This is a genomic window from Aeromonas sp. FDAARGOS 1404, assembly GCF_019047085.1.
GTDB lineage: Bacteria > Pseudomonadota > Gammaproteobacteria > Enterobacterales > Aeromonadaceae > Aeromonas > Aeromonas veronii.
In genome coordinates this window covers 2,647,501-2,664,385 of record NZ_CP077237.1, presented here as the reverse complement: position 1 = coordinate 2,664,385, position 16,885 = coordinate 2,647,501, and the positions used below count along the sequence as shown (strand labels likewise).

Sequence of the window (16,885 nt, the reverse complement as noted above, 5' to 3'; positions counted from 1 at the left end):
ATATTGGAGTCCGGCCACACCGGGTCTCTGTTTCACTTTTCGATAGTTCGCGACCCATCTGACGTGAGCGCCAATTGCAGCGATGCAACCGACCAGCTACCCGTTACAACCTTCGTCCACACGGCAGACAAGCCACCGTGTTTGTCCTTGCAACTGAAATATTACGCATAAAAACAAAATAAAAAACGTTTTTATGCTGATTCCATTCACATCAGAGTACAAAAAACAGCCTTATCATCACCACTAAATTGTTATAAAACAGTAAGATAGATTCATGCATGGTTATTCACCCGCAAAGGGCATCAGCAATGGCTTACAAGGCTTTGCGAGATCTCGCACAAAAAATGGCCGCCTCACAGCCAACGCCGCAGTGGCAACCAGTCGCTCAGGCGGGCTATCAGTCGCCTTGACCACCCCTCGGGTTTGCGCGGCAATCCACCGGCCTGCTCCTGCCAGCGAGTCAGCCACATTCGCAGCGCCTCGCAGATCTGCGGGCAGTGTAGATGCAGCATCAGCTCGGTATTGAGAAACAGCGAGCGGGGATCGAGGTTGAGGCTGCCAAACAGCGCCCGCTCCTCCCCCAGCAGGATCAGCTTGGCGTGCAGGCTGCCGTGGCCATGGTCAAACTCGGCGACCCGGATCCCGCGCCGCAGCAACCAGCCAAGATAGCGCTGATAGGCACCATAGACCAGCGGCACATCGGTGCTGGCCAGCGAGTTGGTGAGAATGTCGATGGCGACCCCCTGCTGGCGTAGCCGCGCCAGACGGTGCCGGAACCCGCGAGTAAGGATGAGGTAAGGGGTAACCAACCCCAGCGAGCCGGGATTGTCAGCCAGCTGGCGCCAGAGCTGACGGGCGGTGGTGGGACGGGAGATAAGCCCCTTGCCGGGACGGTCGAACCACACCTCTGCCCGCCCCTCGTGCCACTGCAGCGGTACATCGCTCTCGTCAAACAGCGCCGCGGGCAGATCGTAGACCGTCGCTACCGCCGGATCCGTCATGGTGAACAGGAAGTCGTTGACCACCTCTATTTCGGCGGGCAGCAGCTCGCGGCGCAGCAGATGGCGGATGGGGTGACTCCAGCGGCTGTGCCAGAACTGCTCGAACCCCTGCGCCATCTGCTGGCACAGTCCCCCCTGACAGGCGAGATCGAGATCCACGAAGGGCGCTTGCAGATCCAGACCGAAGTAGCGATCGCCTATGTTGCGCCCGCCGATCAGCGCCAGCTTGCCATCCACCAGCAGCAGTTTGTTGTGCATCCGGTGGTTGATGCGGCGAAAGCTGAGCAGTCCCTCCAGCAGCAGTGCCAGCGGGCGCCAGCCCCGCAGCCAGAAGGGGTTGAACAGCCGCACTTCGATCCCGGGGTAGTGAGCCACCATCTCCAGAAAGCGGTTGTCACCGGCATAGAGATCATCCACCAGCAGCTGCACCTTGACGCCGCGCCGGGCGGCGTGAAGCAGCTCGCTCAGCAGCAGCTTGCCGCTGCTGTCCTCCTCCCAGCTGTAGTACTGCGCCTGGATCCGCTCTCGGGCATGGCGGATCCAGTGGCAACGCACCTTGAGCGCCAGCAGGGGATCATCGATCAGGGCAAAGGATCCGGGGATCATGGTGTCATCCTGCTGTCATGGCCGGGTGTCATAACGCTGGCGAGCCTCTTCACATATTCAAAAGGAGTTGCTGATGGAACTGCATGATACCCCGATGTTGCGCTATCTGGGCCAGCTCAGCCAGCCAGATCTCATCCCGGCCACCGACCCCGCCCACTGGTTTTTGCAACACAGGGACGGTGGCTGGCAATTGCCGACCGTGCAGGCGACCCTGCCGGTCAACCGGCTCAGGGCTGAGCCGCTTCGATAGCGGCAGCCTTGCCCTCGATCTGGGGCAGGCTGAAACGATAGGCTACGTAGTACTTGTAGATGGTGCCGACATAGTTGATCGGCCCCTGTCCGACTTCGTTGGCCACCAACTGATCCACGTTGCCGAACCAGACGTTGGGATCGAGCCCCAGTTTCTCCGCCTTGCCTCGCAGCGCCTGCACCCGGTTCGGCCCGGCGTTGTAGGCGGCGAGGGCAAACAGGTGGCGGTTGAGCCGATCCAGCTTGGGATCATTGAAGTAGGTATCGAGGATCAACCGCATGTAGCGGCAGGCGGCCTCCACATTGCCCTCCAGCGTGGTGAGTCTGGCGCCGTTGATGCCGACCTCCCGCCCCGTACTGGGTAGCAGCTGCATGAGGCCCACGGCCCCCTTGGGCGAGCGCGCCTTGGGATTGAGGCCGGACTCCTTGTAGCCAAGCGCCGCCAGCATCAGCCAGTCGAGATCGTATTGATTGGCGTACTTCTCCAGCACCTTGCGAATGTTCGCGAGGCGCCCCATGGGGTCCGGCGCCAGGATATTGCTCATCTGATCGCTGCGAACCAGCAACCGGCGCAGGGTCATGTCACTGTAAAGGCTGTTGCGGCTGACACTCGCCAGATAACCATTGACCGCCTTGAGCAGCTCGGGGCTGTTCTTGCGCAGCGCCCAGGCGCTGGTGCCGTTGCTGCGCAGGGGGATCAGCTTGTGGGCCTTGAGGCCGGAGATCATGCCACCCAGCCAGATCCGCCCCTTGTAGCTGTCGGTCACCGTCAGGGGAATAATACCTGCGGCCACCATCTCCAGCAGATCGCCATCCTGCAGATATTCGGGCACCGTCTCGATATAGACGGGGGGCAGCCCCAGCTCGCGAAACAGCCAGTTGAGCTGACGCAGGCTCTCGTAGTAGCTGGAGCTGGCCCGCACCCAGACCCGCCTGCCGGAGAGCTGGGTAATGCGGCTGAAGGCGGGCAGGCTCTGCTGGCTCACCACCCACTCCTCTATGGATGAAATGAGCGGCCGGGAGAAGGCCACCTGTTCACGCCGGGTCGGAGTCACCGTCATGGTCGCCGCCACCAGATCGCCACGCCCCTCGGTCAGATAGTCCAGCAGCTTGTCCTGACGCACCGGGATGTAGACCACCTTGAGTTTGACCTTCTCTTTGGCGAGATAGGTCTTGTTCAGCCAGCGTTCGAACCCTTGCAGCTGATTGACCAGAATGCCGTACTGGGCGCCGCGATCGAGAAAGTAGAAGCCGCGCTCATAGACCACCAGCGCCCTGAGTTCGCGCTTTTGCAGAATGCTTTCGAGGTCCCCGGGTTGGGGCAGACGCTGTGGCTTGAGTTCAGCCGCCAGCAGGGGAAAACAGCAGAGGGCCAGCAGCGCCCAGATCCAGCGTTGCATCACGATGGCTGCCCCTGTGCTGAGGTCACGCCTGCTGCCTGTTGGCAGCTCGGATCACGATAGAGGGTGGGATTGGGGGCAGAGATCCATCGCTGCGTCATGATGTTTACGCCTTCTGTTGGCCGACTCGCGCCGGGCAAAAACGTCTGTGGGATAGAGTAACTATAGAACGCCGACCCACAGCAGAAGGGTCAACACGGCAGGCAAACCTGCCGCGTTATCAGACAACTCAGATAGAGCGGGCCCGCATTTCGAAAATCAGTTTTTCGGCGGTGCAGGTGAATTGCAGGCGGGCTTTCAGGATCACGCCGTTGGCGCCCTGGGTCAGTTCGCTGCTCACTTGAGCTTCGGCAGTGACCTGTTTGGCCAGTGCTTCATAGGCAGCCAGCTTGGCGCGGGCATCAGCCTCGGCAGCGGCTTCAATCACCAGATCCATCACATCGTCGCCTTCGCCGATGATGGTGCCGATCTCGGCAAAACAGCCACAGCTGTCACAGGTTTCGTTCAGTTCAACTTTCTCGTCTACAGACATTTTCTACTCCTACTGCTTATTTCGGATGATTTGCGTCGTCACGCATCGCCTTGCGAAAATCTTTGATGGCGGTACCCAGATCCTCACCTGCACTGGCAAGACGCTTGCTGCCGAAGACCAGCACAACGACCAGCAAGAGGATCAACATATGCCAGATATGAATTCCACCGAGTCCCATAGGGATACTCCCTCACAAAGAGATATCTGTTACTTGTATCAAAATAGAGCGCAGGGATTGTTGGGCAAAATCAAGGCAGGTGCAAGTGAGCAAATAAATCATAGCCAAAAAATAGGGCGACCCAAAGGTCGCCATATTGATTGTGCTACATGTCCCCTCAACCGCTACATCCTGTACCAGTGGTTCATGCGAACCTGAGACCATTCGAGGATAAGATCGCCAAGATATGAAAACAAATGGTATAAATTCATCTTAGAATTGAAGAGGATTCATATCATGCTGCTGGAACAACTGGGTCGCATCGACCTCAATTTGCTGATTATCCTGCAGGTGCTGCTGGAGGAGCGCAACGGCAGCAAGGCGGCACGCCGCCTTCATCTGAGCCAGTCCGCCGTCAGCAAAGCCCTCGGCCGTCTGCGCGATACCTTCAATGATCCCCTCTTCATCCGCTCTGCCTACGGGCTGGAACCCACCGGCCGCGCCCTTGCGCTGCAACAGCAGTTGCAACCCATCCTGCTGTCGCTGGATAACCTGATCCAGCCGCCCGAGTTCGACCCCGCCAGCTCGGAGCGGGAGTTCGTCATCGCCAGCATGGACAGCGCCTTCACCCTGTTTGCCCCGCTCTACCTGAGCGAGCTGAAGCGGCAGGCACCAAGGATCCGCTTGCGTTACGAGGAGTGGACCGAGAACAGTCTGACCGAGATGAGTCAGGGACAGGTGGACATCGCCTTCGCGGTGCGGGAGAACTGCATCAGCTCCGATTATCGGCTCGATACCCTGCCCGACAGCATCTGTCAGCGAGTGCTGGCGGTCGATGATCTCACCTGTCTGGTGCAGCAGCACCACCCCGCGCTGCGAGAGCCCAACTGGAATCTGGAGCACTACCTCAGTTATCCCCATGTGCAGACTTACTGCGAGGGACGGGACCGCTGGATGCTGGATCACAAGCTGGCAGAGCAGGATCTCTACCGGCGTATCGAGGCAACCGTGCCCTCCTTCGAGGCGGCGCTGCGGATGGGGATGCACTCCGACATGATAGTGACCCTCTCCAGGCTCTACGCCCGCCACGCCACCCAGGTCTATCCGCTGTTGCAGTTGCCGCTGCCCATCGGGTTGGACAGCATCTCCCATCTGCTCATCTGGCATCAGCGTCACAGCGAGGATCCGGGCCACCGCTGGCTGCGGGAATTGTTGCTCTCCCTCATCATGAGCAAACTGGAACCCGCTGCGACCACTCACGGGTGACGGCACGCCCTCTCGGCAGGAAAAAAAGAACGGGGCTCTGCGTAGCCCCGTTTCATTTATTTCGGTATGTAAACCGGTCAGCCCTGACCGGTCACCGCCAGATAGTGATGTACCCCGTCCAGCAACATCTGAACCGAGATCATCACCAGCAGCATGCCCATCAACCGCTCCACCGCAGTGAGTCCCCGCTCACCCAGCAGCTTGTTGAATACCTCGTAGAACATCAGGATCACCGCGCTGGCGGCCCAGGCCATAAAGAGCGCCAGCGACCAGTCCACCATCCGGGCCGGCTCCTGATTGGCCAGCAGCATCAAAGAAGCCAAGATAGAAGGACCGGCGATCATCGGGATCGCCATCGGCACCAGGAAGGGCTCCTCGCCCGCCGCCAGCCCGGTCACGCCCCCCTCACTCGGGAAGATCATCTTGATGGCGATCAGGAACAGGATAATGCCCCCAGCAATGCTGACCGCCTCCTGCCGCAGGTTGAGGAAACCGAGGATCTGCTGACCGACGAACAGGAACAGCATCATGATGGCCAGCGAGAAGAGCAGCTCGCGCACCATCACCTTGCGGCGGCGCTTGGGATCGATATGACGCAGGATAGAGAGGAAGACCGGCAGGTTGCCCAGCGGGTCCATGATCAGAAACAGCATGACTGCGGCAGAGAAAGTATCCATACAACGCCCGGGCTACGCCCTGAATAGGGAAAAGAGAGGGGGCGAAATATAGCAAAGGGCGAAGAATTGAGCGAGCGCCATGATGCGCTCGCAGCGGGATTAACCGTGGTTGCAGATCTTGTCGGCACGGGTCTGGAAACCCTCGGCCGAGTCGATGAATTTGCCGCGAGCAGCCAGAAAGTCGATCAGCGCTTCCGCATCCATCTCGCTGGCGCTGCAGGTATGAAAACGGGCCTCGGCACCGAACCGTTCGGCCATCGCCTGTTTCAGGCTGGCACGGGTAAATTGCCCCCCTTGTGCCAACATCATCTCCATCACTTCGTGACCATGAACCGATTGCGACATCTCTCACCTCAATAATGAACATATTTAATGCCAATTAAATATCTCCCCGTCCGGAGGGATCTTGATATAGGCCAATAAATTGCGCATTTCCTGGTCAGGGGAGTGGTCACCGCCACCGCTTTGTCGATAATGTGGCAACCCGCGTCAGGGATCGCTACACTGGCGCCCCTTTTTGGCCATCGCAGACAATGTATAAGGATATTGGCGTCATGCTGTTCCATGGAGAGGCTCTCAAGCCCTGGCAGATCTGGACCCGCCGACCACTCTGGCTCAAGACCCTGATCGGCATGCTGACAGGGGTGGGTCTGGGCGTCGGCTTTGAAGAGCAAGCCCTGTTGCTCAAGCCCCTTGGCGTCCTGTTCGTCAACACCATCCAGATGCTGATGGTGCCCCTCATTTTCTGCTCGGTCATCGCCGGTCTCACCTCGCTGCTCAAGGGCAAGGCCCTCGATCGCATCGGCAGCAAGGCGATCTGCCTCTACTTCTGTTCGACCGCCATCGCCATCTGCATCGGCCTGATGATGGGCTGGCTGCTGGAACCCGGCATGGGTGCCGACATGGGCCCCTATGATCGGGTCGGTATGTCGGAACCACCAACCCTGGCCAGCGTGCTGAGCCATCTGGTACCGAGCAACCCGGTACAGGCGATGGTGGATGGCAAGATCCTGCAAGTGATCGTCTTTGCGGTGGCGCTGGCGGTCGCCCTCAATGCCAGCGGTCGCCGTGGCCGTCCCGCCATCCTCTTCTTCACATCGCTGGCCGAGGGGATGTTCAAACTGACCCAGATGGTGATGGCGCTCGCCCCTTACGGTGTCTGCGCCCTGATGGCCTGGATGACCGGCAAGTACGGTCTCGACCTGCTGCTGCCGCTGCTCAAGGTGATCGGCGCCGTCTACCTCGGCTGCCTGCTGCACGTGCTCGGGGTCTACAGCACTCTGTTGCTCCTGCTGGCACGGCTCAATCCACTGCACTACTTCAAGAGCATCGTTGACGCTCAGGCGGTGGCCTTCACCAGCAGCTCCAGCAACTCCACCCTGCCCATCAGTCTGGCCTGCGCCGAGAAGCGGCTGGGAGTCTCCCCCGCCATCACCGCCAAGGTGCTGCCCATCGGCGCTACCATCAACATGGATGGCACCGCCCTCTATCAGGGGGTCACAGCGCTGTTCGTGGCTCAGGCATTCGGGGTGGATCTGCACATGGTCGATTACCTGACCATCATCAGCATTGCCACCCTGGCCAGTATTGGCACCGCTGGCACCCCGGGCACCGGGTTGATGCTGCTGACCCTGACCCTGACGGCGGTGGGCTTGCCGCTGGAAGGGGTGGCACTGATTGCGGGCATTGACCGGATCCTCGACATGGCGCGCACCACGGTCAACGTATCGGGGGATATTCTGGTGTCGGTGCTGATCGCCCGCAGCGAAAACGAGCTGGATCTGGCGACCTATCACGATGCCAGCGCAGGGGAAGATATCGAGTTCCCGCCGCGCTAGCGGAAGAGAGATCAACTGTCGTGGGGATCGTGATGACAGCGCCAGCAGACGTCGAAGTTGGCGCCGTTCTCCTCCCCGCACTGGCCGCACAGCCAGCCGTTACCCTGACGCTGCTGGTAACGCTCGATGACCCTTCCTGCCTTGCTGCGATCCCCTGCCCGCACCATCAGGGTCACCTGCAACATGTCGACCGGCAGTTCGCCAAGGGCGCCAGACAGCCCCTCGCCATTGAGGCGCACCTGCACCCCTTCCGCCTCCAGCGCCCCTTTCAACGCGTGCGCCTCCAGGGTGTGTGAGGCGCGATAGAGATTGATCCAGTTATCCATAGCTCCCCCTTACAACAACTTGTCGATGCCAAACTCGGCGCCGTTCTCAATCATGAAATCGATGAATGCCCGCAACTTGCGCGGCATCAGTTGCCGCTCCGGAAACAGCAAATAAATCGGCACCCTGGGTTGCTGCCACTCTGGCAGCAGGATCACCAGCTCGCCGCTGGCCAGCTCATCCTGACAGAGCATAGCGGGTAACGAGGCCAACCCCAGCCCCGCCTTCGCCGCCTCCCGGGCACAGGTAATATTATTGACCCGAAAACGGGATGGGGGGTCAACCAGCACCTCTCTGCCATCCAGCTCGAAGCACCAGTGAGAGGCGAGAAACCCGCTGCTCACCGTCACCCGCTCGTGGTTGGCCAGATCCTCCGGCCGCTCGATGACCGGGCTGCGGGCCAGATAGTCCGGGCTGGCACAGAGCAGCCGTCCGGTGCTCCAGAGTCGGCGCGCCGCCAGATTGGAGTCGCTCATATCGCCAATCCGCACCACCGCATCCAGCCCTTCACTGATGGGGTCCACCACCCGGTTGGTCAGCTCCAGCTCCACCTGCAGGGCGGGATAGGCCTGCAAAAACTTGGCGACCAAGCGCCCAACCACCAGTTGCCCCGTCTCGATAGGCACCGCCAGCTTGAGGGTGCCGGTTACCTCCTGCTGGCTGGCGCTCAGCATCAGCTCGGCTTCGGTCAGGGCATCGACCGCCTTGCTGCAGTGCAGGTAGTACTTCTCCCCCTCCTCGGTCAAAGTGAGCTGACGGGTGGAGCGATAGAGCAGACGCACTCCGAGCCGCTGTTCCAGTTCGGCGATGCGGCGGCTGACCATCGCCTTGGTCATCCCCAGCTCGCGGGCGGCCCCCGTAAACGAGCCCTTGTCGACGATACGCACCAGAATTAACGCGGCATTGAGATCCATTGTTGCACCAGTGAAACTGTATATCTCGTGAACCAATACTAATCGAAACAGTTGACCAGTGTTAGCCTGCGCCCCTTAAGTTCAGGAATCACAAAAATGAGTCAACACAAAAAAATTCCCCTGCTGGCAGCCATGATATTGGCGCTGCTCGGTCTGCTGTTCGCCGGTTACTGGTATCTTCACGGCCGCTATTTTGAAAGCACCGACAACGCCTATCTGCAAAGTGAAGTGACCGGGATCAGCTCCAAGCTGCCCGGCTATATCCGCGAAGTGCTGGTCACCGACAACCAGCCGGTCAAAGCGGGCCAACTGATAGCCCGTCTCGATGATCGCGAATACAAAACCAGGGTCGCGGAGGCCGAAGCCGACCTGCGCCTCAATCAGGCGACGGCCGAAAATTTGGCGGCCACCCGCACCCAACAACTGAGCCTGATTCAGCAGGCCGAGGCCAAGGTCGCCTCCGCCAAGGCCGAACAGCTGCGCGCCAGCCAGCAGGTCAACCGGATCAGTCAGCTCAACCAGCGCCACTACAGCTCGCAAGACAGTCTGGACGAGGTGCGTGCCGGCCTGCAGGTCAATCAGGCGCAAGCCCGGGAGGCCCAAGCCGCCCTGCAAGCGGCCCGTGAGCGACTGCTGGTACTGGATGCCGAGCGCAAACAGAACTTGGCCAAGCTGGCGTTGAGCGAAGCACAACTGGAGCAGGCCAAGCTGGAGCTCGGCTACACCGAGCTGCGGGCACCGGCCGATGGCATCATCGGCAAGCGCAGCCTGCGGGAAGGGCTCTACGTCCAGTCCGGCATGCAGGTCGCCAGTTTGGTGCCTCTGCAACAGGTGTGGGTCGAGGCCAACTTCAAGGAGACCCAGCTCGCCCATATGCAGCCGGGCCAGAAGGTCGAAGTGGTACTCGATGCCTACCCGGATCAACCGGTCGAAGGGATTATCGACAGCCTGGCCCCGGCGACCGGTGCCAAGTTCGCCCTGCTGCCACCGGAGAATGCCACCGGCAACTTCACCAAAATCGTGCAACGGGTACCGGTGAAGATCCGCATCCCCGAGCCGGGCCCGCTGGCAGGCAAGCTGCTGCCGGGTCTCTCGACCGAAGTGATCGTGGATACCCGCACTCCTGATCCCGTGGTGGCTGCCAACTGATGGAGCCCATTCCACGTCGCAACTGGATCGCGGTCATGGGGGGCCTTATCGGCGCCTTTATGGCCATCCTCGATATCCAGATCACCAATGCCTCCCTGAAGGATATTCAGGGGGCCCTGTCGGCCACCCTGAGCGAAAGCTCCTGGATCTCCACCTCCTATCTGGTGGCGGAGATGATCGCCATCCCCCTGAGCGGCTGGTTGAGCCGGGGGCTGAGCGTGCGCCGTTACCTGCTCTGGACCACTGGCGCCTTTATCGCCGCCTCCGTGCTCTGCTCGTTCAGCTGGAACCTCACCAGCATGATCGTCTTCCGGGCGCTGCAGGGCTTCACCGGCGGGGCGCTGATCCCGATGGCCTTTTCCCTCATTGTCACCCTGTTGCCGTTACAGAAGCGGGCCACCGGCATGGCGCTGTTTGGCCTCTGCGCCACCTTCGCCCCCGCCATCGGCCCAACCCTCGGTGGCTGGCTCACCGAGCAGATGTCGTGGCACTACATCTTCTATCTCAACGTGCCGCCAGGATTGCTGGTGATGGCCATGCTGGCCCACGGGCTGGATAAAAAACCGGTGGACTGGGCCGTGATCAAGCGGGTCGACCTTATCGGGATTGTCACCATGGCGCTTGGCCTCGGCCTGCTGGAGGTGGTACTGGAAGAGGGCAACCGGGAAGACTGGTTCGGCTCAAGCTTCATCGTGCGACTGGCAGTCATTTCGGCGGTGGCGCTGGTGTTCTTCGTCATCAGCCAGCTGATCCGCCGTCACCCGCTGGTCAATCTGCGGTTGCTGCACAACCCGCGCTTCGCGCTGGCCTGCTTCGCCTATCTGATCCTCGGCATGGCGTTGATGGGCTCCATCTATGTGCTGCCGCTCTATATGACCCAGATCCACAACTACAACGCGCTGGAAATCGGCGAAGTCCTGATGTGGATGGGACTACCGCAACTGCTGGTGCTGCCGCTGGTGCCCAAACTGACCCACAAGATAGACCCGCGCTATCTGGTGAGTTTCGGCTTCCTGATCTTCGCCGTCAGCTGCTTTATGAACGTCAACATGAGTGCCGACTACGCCGGGCCGCAGCTGATCCAGTCGCTTATCGTGCGGGCGCTGGGGCAGCCCTTCATCATGGTGCCGCTCTCCCTGGTCGCCACCGCCAGCCTGAGCCACGACGAGATCCCCTCCTCCTCGACCCTGCTCAACGTGCTGCGCAACCTCGGTGGTGCGTTCGGTATCGCCATCATCGCGACCATGCTCGACAACGATACCCGCACCCATGTGCTGCAAATTGGCAGCACTCTGGCCGCCAGCAGTATCGAGGGGCAAAACTATCTGCTGCAGCTGGCCCAGAGCATGATGGCGCAGGGTTCAGGCCCCGAGATTGCTCAGCAGCAAGCCCACGCCATGCTGGCCAATACCATCAACCGGGAGGCGGCCATCATGGCCTACAACCAGGTGTTCTACATCATGGGGATCTTCCTGCTGATCGCCAGCGGCCTGATGCTGTTGCTCAAATCCCCTGCCCCACGGGCTGCGGATGCCGAACCGCTAGAGGCGTGAAAAACCGCCGAGCATAAAACGAAAAACGGGCCAAGGCCCGTTTTTCGTTATCTGTTACCTGCACTCAACCAGAAGGCGTTATCCCGCCAGCGACCCTGCAATCAGGAATTGCGCCGCGAAGTAGCTACTCATCACCCAGGCGCGGGCGTGGGGAAAGGGGCGGCGGAAGCGATCGAGCGCCAGCATGCTGTCGGAGAAGAGGAACATCAGCGCCCCCACCAGAGCGGCGGCCGAACCGGCTGTGAGAGAGGCGTGCCAGGCCCCGGCAGCCACCCAGGCCATGCCGATGATCACCAGCATGTAGCAGAAGACCGGGATCCGCATCTCCCCCAGCTTGCCCCACAGCAGGCCAAAGACCATGCCGGCGATCAGCAACAGCAGCAAACCATCCACCAGATTGAGCAGCAATGGTCCTTGGGCAAAACCAACGATATAGCAGAGATGCGCGACAAGAAATGCCGCCAACCCCTGAATGAAGCGATCGCTTGGCAGCATCAGCAGCACATCGCCCGCCAGCGAGAGGCAGAGGCCGAGCAGGATCCAGGCGTGGGAACCATCGTGGTCATAACTCTGGTAGCCGAACGCCAACGCGATGATAAGCAGCATGGTCAGCGGCTTGCTGATATAGAACTGGCGGCTGTCTGAACCGTAGGCCGCACGGATGTGCCACCAACCTGAAGCGATGATCAAGAAACTCAATAACATGCCCTGCTCCTCACCTGTTGCTCGCAGTCATACGGCAACCGTTTTTATCATGGTGCAGGGTAACAAATTCCCTCCCCCAGTGGCAGGGGTGCTTATCAAATGGACAGACTAAGCCTAAAGTCTAATTGCCGCCCCGAGTGGTTCAGGGCATAAGTGACGGGTCTGGAGGATCACCATGGAAGAAGCTATGAAAAACTATCTGCCCGCCATCGATATCATGATGTGCCATCTGGGGATCAGCTTTGAGCAGGCCTGTGAACAACTGGGTCTTAGCCAGCAGGAGCAGCAGGCACTGGATCAGTTGCAGCAACAGCAGAGCCAAGCCAACTAGTCCGTTCAAACACGCATACCAAAGAGAAGACCGCCAGCAGGCGGTCTTCTCTTTTAGTCTCTGTGATAACCGGACGGCATCATGCAATACCTGCCAGCAGACGACTCCAGTTGCGTTTACCTGCGATAAGGCCATCCCGCAGTGCGCGGTACTCCAGTTGCAGCTTGAGGCGGTCATAGCGCGCCAGCGCCTTGCGCTTGCGCAGCTCCAGCAGCCGCTTGCGACTGGCATAATAGTGTTGCAACTGCTGGCTCAGCTTGTCGTACTCCTCCTGCAGCAGCGCCTGCCACAGTTCGCGATCTTCCTGCTTGCGCAACTTGGCTTGTGCCCGTTTCAGCTGCATCTGCAGCCGGGCCTGTTCGATACGCTCCTCCGGCGAGGATCTGAGATCCCACGCCAGACCACACCAGGAGGCGAGCCGGATCAACCACTTGGTCGGATCGAACTGCCACCAGTGAATGCCGTTGCGGTAGTCATTCTCGAACAGGTGGTGAAAGTTGTGGTACCCCTCGCCAAAGGTGAAAAAAGCCAGAATGCCGTTATCGCGAGCGGTATTGCGATCGGTATAGGGCTGACTGCCCCAGATGTGGGCCAGCGAGTTGATGAAGAAGGTAGTGTGGTGAGTCATCACCATCCGCAGTACGCCCGCCAACAGCAACATGCCGAGCAAGTCCCCGTGCCACAGGCCGAGCAGCAGCGGCAGCCCCAGATTAGCCGCCAGTGCCAGCGTCAGATAGTGACGGTGCTGAAACGCGACCACCGGGTTGTTTTGCAGGTCACGCACATTGCTGTAATCACCATAGCGATCTCCTTGATGCTCCCGCAACATCCAGCCGATGTGGGAATACCAGAAGCCGCGCCCCGCGCTGTAGGGGTCTTTATCGTTGTCATCCACATGACGATGGTGACGGCGGTGATCGGCCGACCAGTGCAGGGCCGAATTCTGCAGCGCCAACGCACCGCCGATGGCAAACAACCACTGCAAAGCGAGGTGCGCCTTGTAGGCCTTGTGCGACCAGAGCCGGTGATAGCCTGCGGTGATGGAGAGACCACTAAGGCAGAACAACAACAGGAAACTGGCCCACTGCCAGAGATCGTAACCGTGGCTCACGCCGTACCAGGGCACGACAATCAACGCCACTATCCCGGAGAGGGAGAACAGCAGGGTATTGGTGAAAATAATGGGGGGTCTGGCCATCTCATTGCATCCTTTCAGCGAACAGCTGTTAGCCATTTTCTATGGTGATTTCCTCACGGTCAATGGTAAAAAAGTAGGATACAAACCTGATCCTGAGGCGCCTTCGGGTTATCATTTGTCCTCAATAAGCTGAAGGTGACTGATTTCGTGGGTATTCGCGCTCAACAAAAAGAAAAAACCCGGCGTACATTGATCGATGCTGCATTCAGCCAACTGTGCGCCAATCGGAGTTTCTCCAATCTCAGCCTGCGGGAAGTCGCTCGCGAAGCGGGCATCGCGCCCACCTCTTTCTATCGCCACTTTCGCGATATGGAGGAACTGGGCCTGACCCTGGTTGACGAAGGAGGCCTTACCCTGCGCCAACTGATGCGCCAGGCACGCCAGCGCATTGCCGGTGGTGGCAGTGTCATCAGCACCTCGGTGCAAACCTTTATGGAGTTCGTCGAGAACAACCCCAACATCTTCCGGCTGCTGCTGCGGGAACGCTCCGGCACCTCGGCCGCCTTTCGTCAGGCGGTGGCTCGCGAAATCCAGCACTTTATCGCAGAGCTGACCGATTATCTGGAAGCCACCACAGAAGCACCACGGGAAGATGCCTACATCCAGGCAGAAGCCATGGTCACCATCGTCTTCAGTGCCGGTGCCGATGCACTCGACATGACCAGCGAAGAGTGCCGTGCACTCTCCGACCGAACAATTCGCCAACTGCGGATGATCGCCATGGGCGCCGAGGTACAAAACCAGAAGCGCCGTGAACCTCACCCATGACCACAGGATGGAGAACGATATGACTGAACAGCTTATGATCCCGAAAAAACCGCTCGCCATGGCCATGCTGATTGGTATCTGTGGCGATGCCTCTCTGGCCGTGCTGACCAACTCGGTCGTGCCTTTCTCCTTCTTCCCGCTGATTGCCCTCTGGCTGGCGGCCTATCAGCTGTTCCAGCACTATCGCCATGAACCCATGGTGGGCAACACCCCCATCTGCACCCTGCTTTGCTTCTTTATCGGTGTCTTCGGCCACTCCGCGCTGCTCAAGGTGCAATACCCGGAGCTTGGCAGCAACTTCTTTTCCCTGATCATGATGCTGCTGTTACTGGCAGCCCTCTCCATCAAGCTCGGCCTGAGCATTGGCAACAAAGAGAAGCGCTGATAAATCGACCGAGTGATGGTAATCAGTTGATAGATAAAGCAAAGAGGCCTTCCCGACGGGAAGGCCTCTTTGCTTGAACGGTACCTGATTAATCCGGCAATCTCGGTATTCCCAACCTAGCCAAGCTGCTGGGCTTCAAGATCGACGTGCAGATGGAAGCGGAGGTAGTCAATATGGGGCTGCCCTGTAGTCAGCAGGCGGCAGAAGGCTGATTTGACCATCTGTAGAGTCGTTCAAATGGCAGTGAATGAAACTGATAGGGCTCGGATATAGCCAGAAAATGGTGGGAATAATCGGCTATCTGGCACTCTTACTTGGCAGAGAAAAGCCAGATATTGGTGGTTTAAGGCGCTAAAAATACAAAAGCCCGGTTATGAAACCGGGCTTTGTGTTGGTTCTTGCGTACAAATCTGTGGGACTTATGGGCAAGATCGCACATAGCAAAAAGGCCTTCCCAGTAGGGAAGGCCTTCAAATTAGTGGCGGAGCGGACGGGACTCGAACCCGCGACCCCCGGCGTGACAGGCCGGTATTCTAACCGACTGAACTACCGCTCCGCATTCGGTTAGCTTGCGCTAAATTGTTTGCCGCGTCAGTGAGGTGTCATCCTCGCAGCCAGTGACGTGATTCTTCACATCACCGTTTAATTGCGTGCCTGGCAGTGTCCTACTCTCGCATGGCGAATGCCACACTACCATCGGCGCTACCGCGTTTCACTTCTGAGTTCGGCATGGGATCAGGTGGTTCCACGGCGCTATGGCCGCCAGGCAAATTCTTAATCTAGAAAGCTGACGTGAATAACGACTAGGTCATTATCACTGAATTAGTAGTTCGCTTGGTATCTGTTACAAGCCTTAGAACACTTCTTGGGTGTTGTATGGTTAAGCCTCACGGGTAATTAGTATGGGTTAGCTCAACACATCACTGCGCTTACACACCCCACCTATCAACGTTGTGGTCTCCAACGGCCCTTTAGGACCCTCAAGGGGTCAGGGATGACTCATCTCAGGGCTCGCTTCCCGCTTAGATGCTTTCAGCGGTTATCGATTCCGAACTTAGCTACCGGGCAGTGCCACTGGCGTGACAACCCGAACACCAGAGGTTCGTTCACTCCGGTCCTCTCGTACTAGGAGCAACTCCCTTCAATCATCCAACGCCCACGGCAGATAGGGACCGAACTGTCTCACGACGTTCTGAACCCAGCTCGCGTACCACTTTAAATGGCGAACAGCCATACCCTTGGGACCGACTTCAGCCCCAGGATGTGATGAGCCGACATCGAGGTGCCAAACACCGCCGTCGATATGAACTCTTGGGCGGTATCAGCCTGTTATCCCCGGAGTACCTTTTATCCGTTGAGCGATGGCCCTTCCATTCAGAACCACCGGATCACTATGACCTACTTTCGTACCTGCTCGACCTGTCCGTCTCGCAGTTAAGCTGGCTTATGCCATTGCACTAACCTCCTGATGTCCGACCAGGATTAGCCAACCTTCGTGCTCCTCCGTTACTCTTTGGGAGGAGACCGCCCCAGTCAAACTACCCACCAGGCACTGTCCGCGAGCCCGATTCAGGGCCCTGCGTTAGAACATCAAACATACAAGGGTGGTATTTCAAGGACGGCTCCAGCGCAACTGGCGTCACGCCTTCAAAGCCTCCCACCTATCCTACACATGTAGGTTCAATGTTCAGTGCCAAGCTGTAGTAAAGGTTCACGGGGTCTTTCCGTCTAGCCGCGGGTACACCGCATCTTCACGGCGAATTCGATTTCACTGAGTCTCGGGTGGAGACAGCATGGCCATGGTTACACCATTCGTGCAGGTCGGAACTTAC

Annotated in this window: 18 protein-coding genes, 1 tRNA gene and 2 rRNA genes (1 of these 21 cut by a window edge); 8 read left to right on the top strand and 13 right to left on the bottom strand. The window is 59.0% G+C overall.

Annotation, left to right across the window (positions count from 1 at the left end; translation table 11 throughout):
- Positions 1–353 precede the first annotated feature (353 nt).
- The gene (locus tag I6L34_RS12415) at positions 354–1,607 is read right to left on the bottom strand and encodes a phosphatidylserine/phosphatidylglycerophosphate/cardiolipin synthase family protein (RefSeq protein ID WP_216954771.1); all 1,254 of its coding nucleotides are present in this window, start codon (positions 1,605–1,607) and stop codon (positions 354–356) included.
- Positions 1,608–1,680: 73 nt separating this feature from the next.
- Here I6L34_RS12415 and I6L34_RS12410 point away from each other — a divergent pair, with 73 nt between their 5' ends.
- Positions 1,681–1,857 carry a hypothetical protein gene (locus I6L34_RS12410; protein WP_216954770.1) on the top strand — a complete coding sequence of 59 codons (177 nt, stop codon included), beginning with the start codon at positions 1,681–1,683 and terminating at the stop codon, positions 1,855–1,857.
- Here the strand turns inward: I6L34_RS12410 and I6L34_RS12405 are convergent.
- The 3 genes from I6L34_RS12405 to tatA form a co-directional block, all read right to left on the bottom strand.
- Entirely contained in the window at positions 1,835–3,256 is a 1,422-nt protein-coding gene (locus tag I6L34_RS12405) for a lytic transglycosylase F (RefSeq protein WP_216954769.1), read from the bottom strand. The two genes, I6L34_RS12410 and I6L34_RS12405, sit on opposite strands and share 23 nt — an antisense overlap.
- 229 nt (positions 3,257–3,485) lie before the next feature.
- A complete protein-coding gene (locus I6L34_RS12400) occupies positions 3,486–3,788 on the bottom strand; it encodes a YfcZ/YiiS family protein (RefSeq protein WP_005339945.1) in 303 nt (100 codons plus the stop codon).
- 16 nt (positions 3,789–3,804) lie between these two features.
- Positions 3,805–3,966: a twin-arginine translocase TatA/TatE family subunit gene (tatA, locus tag I6L34_RS12395; RefSeq protein ID WP_005339944.1), complete on the bottom strand. Its 162-nt coding sequence runs from the start codon at positions 3,964–3,966 to the stop codon at positions 3,805–3,807.
- A gap of 276 nt (positions 3,967–4,242) precedes the next feature.
- Here tatA and I6L34_RS12390 point away from each other — a divergent pair, with 276 nt between their 5' ends.
- Positions 4,243–5,211: a LysR family transcriptional regulator gene (locus I6L34_RS12390; RefSeq protein ID WP_005357635.1), complete on the top strand. Its 969-nt coding sequence runs from the start codon at positions 4,243–4,245 to the stop codon at positions 5,209–5,211.
- 77 nt (positions 5,212–5,288) lie between these two features.
- Here the strand turns inward: I6L34_RS12390 and I6L34_RS12385 are convergent, their stop codons facing one another.
- The gene (locus I6L34_RS12385) at positions 5,289–5,888 is read right to left on the bottom strand and encodes a YhgN family NAAT transporter (RefSeq protein ID WP_041202392.1); all 600 of its coding nucleotides are present in this window, start codon (positions 5,886–5,888) and stop codon (positions 5,289–5,291) included.
- A gap of 99 nt (positions 5,889–5,987) precedes the next feature.
- Positions 5,988–6,233 carry a YecH family metal-binding protein gene (locus I6L34_RS12380; protein WP_005357633.1) on the bottom strand — a complete coding sequence of 82 codons (246 nt, stop codon included), beginning with the start codon at positions 6,231–6,233 and terminating at the stop codon, positions 5,988–5,990.
- Positions 6,234–6,442: 209 nt separating this feature from the next.
- Here I6L34_RS12380 and I6L34_RS12375 point away from each other — a divergent pair, with 209 nt between their 5' ends.
- Positions 6,443–7,726, top strand: a complete 1,284-nt coding sequence (locus tag I6L34_RS12375) for a dicarboxylate/amino acid:cation symporter (RefSeq protein WP_216954768.1) — start codon at positions 6,443–6,445, stop codon at positions 7,724–7,726.
- Between the two features lie 11 nt (positions 7,727–7,737).
- On the opposite strand, the gene I6L34_RS12370 is transcribed toward I6L34_RS12375, so the two are convergent.
- Positions 7,738–8,052 carry a DUF2007 domain-containing protein gene (locus I6L34_RS12370; protein WP_216954767.1) on the bottom strand — a complete coding sequence of 105 codons (315 nt, stop codon included), beginning with the start codon at positions 8,050–8,052 and terminating at the stop codon, positions 7,738–7,740.
- Positions 8,053–8,061: 9 nt separating this feature from the next.
- Positions 8,062–8,964: a LysR family transcriptional regulator gene (locus tag I6L34_RS12365; protein WP_019444678.1), complete on the bottom strand. Its 903-nt coding sequence runs from the start codon at positions 8,962–8,964 to the stop codon at positions 8,062–8,064.
- A 96-nt stretch (positions 8,965–9,060) separates the two neighbouring features.
- Between I6L34_RS12365 and I6L34_RS12360 the strand changes: the two genes are divergently transcribed.
- The gene (locus tag I6L34_RS12360) at positions 9,061–10,113 is read left to right on the top strand and encodes an HlyD family secretion protein (RefSeq protein WP_005357630.1); all 1,053 of its coding nucleotides are present in this window, start codon (positions 9,061–9,063) and stop codon (positions 10,111–10,113) included.
- Complete coding sequence (locus tag I6L34_RS12355) at positions 10,113–11,666, top strand: DHA2 family efflux MFS transporter permease subunit (RefSeq protein WP_026034841.1); 1,554 nt, start codon at positions 10,113–10,115, stop codon at positions 11,664–11,666. Before I6L34_RS12360 ends, I6L34_RS12355 begins: the two co-directional genes overlap by 1 nt.
- 78 nt (positions 11,667–11,744) lie before the next feature.
- On the opposite strand, the gene I6L34_RS12350 is transcribed toward I6L34_RS12355, so the two are convergent.
- Entirely contained in the window at positions 11,745–12,371 is a 627-nt protein-coding gene (locus tag I6L34_RS12350; protein WP_005348507.1) for a lysoplasmalogenase, read from the bottom strand.
- Between the two features lie 187 nt (positions 12,372–12,558).
- Between I6L34_RS12350 and I6L34_RS12345 the strand changes: the two genes are divergently transcribed.
- Complete coding sequence (locus I6L34_RS12345) at positions 12,559–12,702, top strand: hypothetical protein (RefSeq protein WP_162182404.1); 144 nt, start codon at positions 12,559–12,561, stop codon at positions 12,700–12,702.
- A 79-nt stretch (positions 12,703–12,781) separates the two neighbouring features.
- On the opposite strand, the gene I6L34_RS12340 is transcribed toward I6L34_RS12345, so the two are convergent.
- Complete coding sequence (locus I6L34_RS12340; RefSeq protein WP_058056275.1) at positions 12,782–13,900, bottom strand: acyl-CoA desaturase; 1,119 nt, start codon at positions 13,898–13,900, stop codon at positions 12,782–12,784.
- A gap of 147 nt (positions 13,901–14,047) precedes the next feature.
- Between I6L34_RS12340 and fabR the strand changes: the two genes are divergently transcribed.
- On the top strand, positions 14,048–14,668 hold the full coding sequence (gene fabR / locus I6L34_RS12335; protein WP_005339921.1) for an HTH-type transcriptional repressor FabR: 621 nt from the start codon (positions 14,048–14,050) through the stop codon (positions 14,666–14,668).
- A gap of 19 nt (positions 14,669–14,687) precedes the next feature.
- Positions 14,688–15,053 (top strand): YijD family membrane protein, encoded by a 366-nt coding sequence (locus I6L34_RS12330; RefSeq protein WP_019444675.1) that lies wholly within the window; start codon positions 14,688–14,690, stop codon positions 15,051–15,053.
- Positions 15,054–15,532: 479 nt separating this feature from the next.
- Here I6L34_RS12330 and I6L34_RS12325 read toward each other — a convergent pair.
- From I6L34_RS12325 to I6L34_RS12315, 3 genes are all read right to left on the bottom strand, one after another.
- Positions 15,533–15,609 (bottom strand) — tRNA-Asp (locus tag I6L34_RS12325).
- Positions 15,610–15,705: 96 nt separating this feature from the next.
- A 5S ribosomal RNA gene (gene rrf, locus I6L34_RS12320) occupies positions 15,706–15,820 on the bottom strand.
- A gap of 109 nt (positions 15,821–15,929) precedes the next feature.
- Positions 15,930–16,885, bottom strand: a 23S ribosomal RNA gene (locus I6L34_RS12315) (it continues 1,934 nt past the right edge of the window).

Bases quoted from the DNA above. Each gene is read 5' to 3' on its own strand.
- I6L34_RS12415 (WP_216954771.1), bottom strand. From the start codon at position 1,607: ATGATCCCCGGATCCTTTGCCCTGATCGATGATCCCCTGCTGGCGCTC.
- I6L34_RS12410 (WP_216954770.1), top strand. From the start codon at position 1,681: ATGGAACTGCATGATACCCCGATGTTGCGCTATCTGGGCCAGCTCAGC.
- I6L34_RS12405 (WP_216954769.1), bottom strand. From the start codon at position 3,256: ATGCAACGCTGGATCTGGGCGCTGCTGGCCCTCTGCTGTTTTCCCCTG.
- I6L34_RS12400 (WP_005339945.1), bottom strand. From the start codon at position 3,788: ATGTCTGTAGACGAGAAAGTTGAACTGAACGAAACCTGTGACAGCTGT.
- tatA (WP_005339944.1), bottom strand. From the start codon at position 3,966: ATGGGACTCGGTGGAATTCATATCTGGCATATGTTGATCCTCTTGCTG.
- I6L34_RS12390 (WP_005357635.1), top strand. From the start codon at position 4,243: ATGCTGCTGGAACAACTGGGTCGCATCGACCTCAATTTGCTGATTATC.
- I6L34_RS12385 (WP_041202392.1), bottom strand. From the start codon at position 5,888: ATGGATACTTTCTCTGCCGCAGTCATGCTGTTTCTGATCATGGACCCG.
- I6L34_RS12380 (WP_005357633.1), bottom strand. From the start codon at position 6,233: ATGTCGCAATCGGTTCATGGTCACGAAGTGATGGAGATGATGTTGGCA.
- I6L34_RS12375 (WP_216954768.1), top strand. From the start codon at position 6,443: ATGCTGTTCCATGGAGAGGCTCTCAAGCCCTGGCAGATCTGGACCCGC.
- I6L34_RS12370 (WP_216954767.1), bottom strand. From the start codon at position 8,052: ATGGATAACTGGATCAATCTCTATCGCGCCTCACACACCCTGGAGGCG.
- I6L34_RS12365 (WP_019444678.1), bottom strand. From the start codon at position 8,964: ATGGATCTCAATGCCGCGTTAATTCTGGTGCGTATCGTCGACAAGGGC.
- I6L34_RS12360 (WP_005357630.1), top strand. From the start codon at position 9,061: ATGAGTCAACACAAAAAAATTCCCCTGCTGGCAGCCATGATATTGGCG.
- I6L34_RS12355 (WP_026034841.1), top strand. From the start codon at position 10,113: ATGGAGCCCATTCCACGTCGCAACTGGATCGCGGTCATGGGGGGCCTT.
- I6L34_RS12350 (WP_005348507.1), bottom strand. From the start codon at position 12,371: ATGTTATTGAGTTTCTTGATCATCGCTTCAGGTTGGTGGCACATCCGT.
- I6L34_RS12345 (WP_162182404.1), top strand. From the start codon at position 12,559: ATGAAAAACTATCTGCCCGCCATCGATATCATGATGTGCCATCTGGGG.
- I6L34_RS12340 (WP_058056275.1), bottom strand. From the start codon at position 13,900: ATGGCCAGACCCCCCATTATTTTCACCAATACCCTGCTGTTCTCCCTC.
- I6L34_RS12330 (WP_019444675.1), top strand. From the start codon at position 14,688: ATGACTGAACAGCTTATGATCCCGAAAAAACCGCTCGCCATGGCCATG.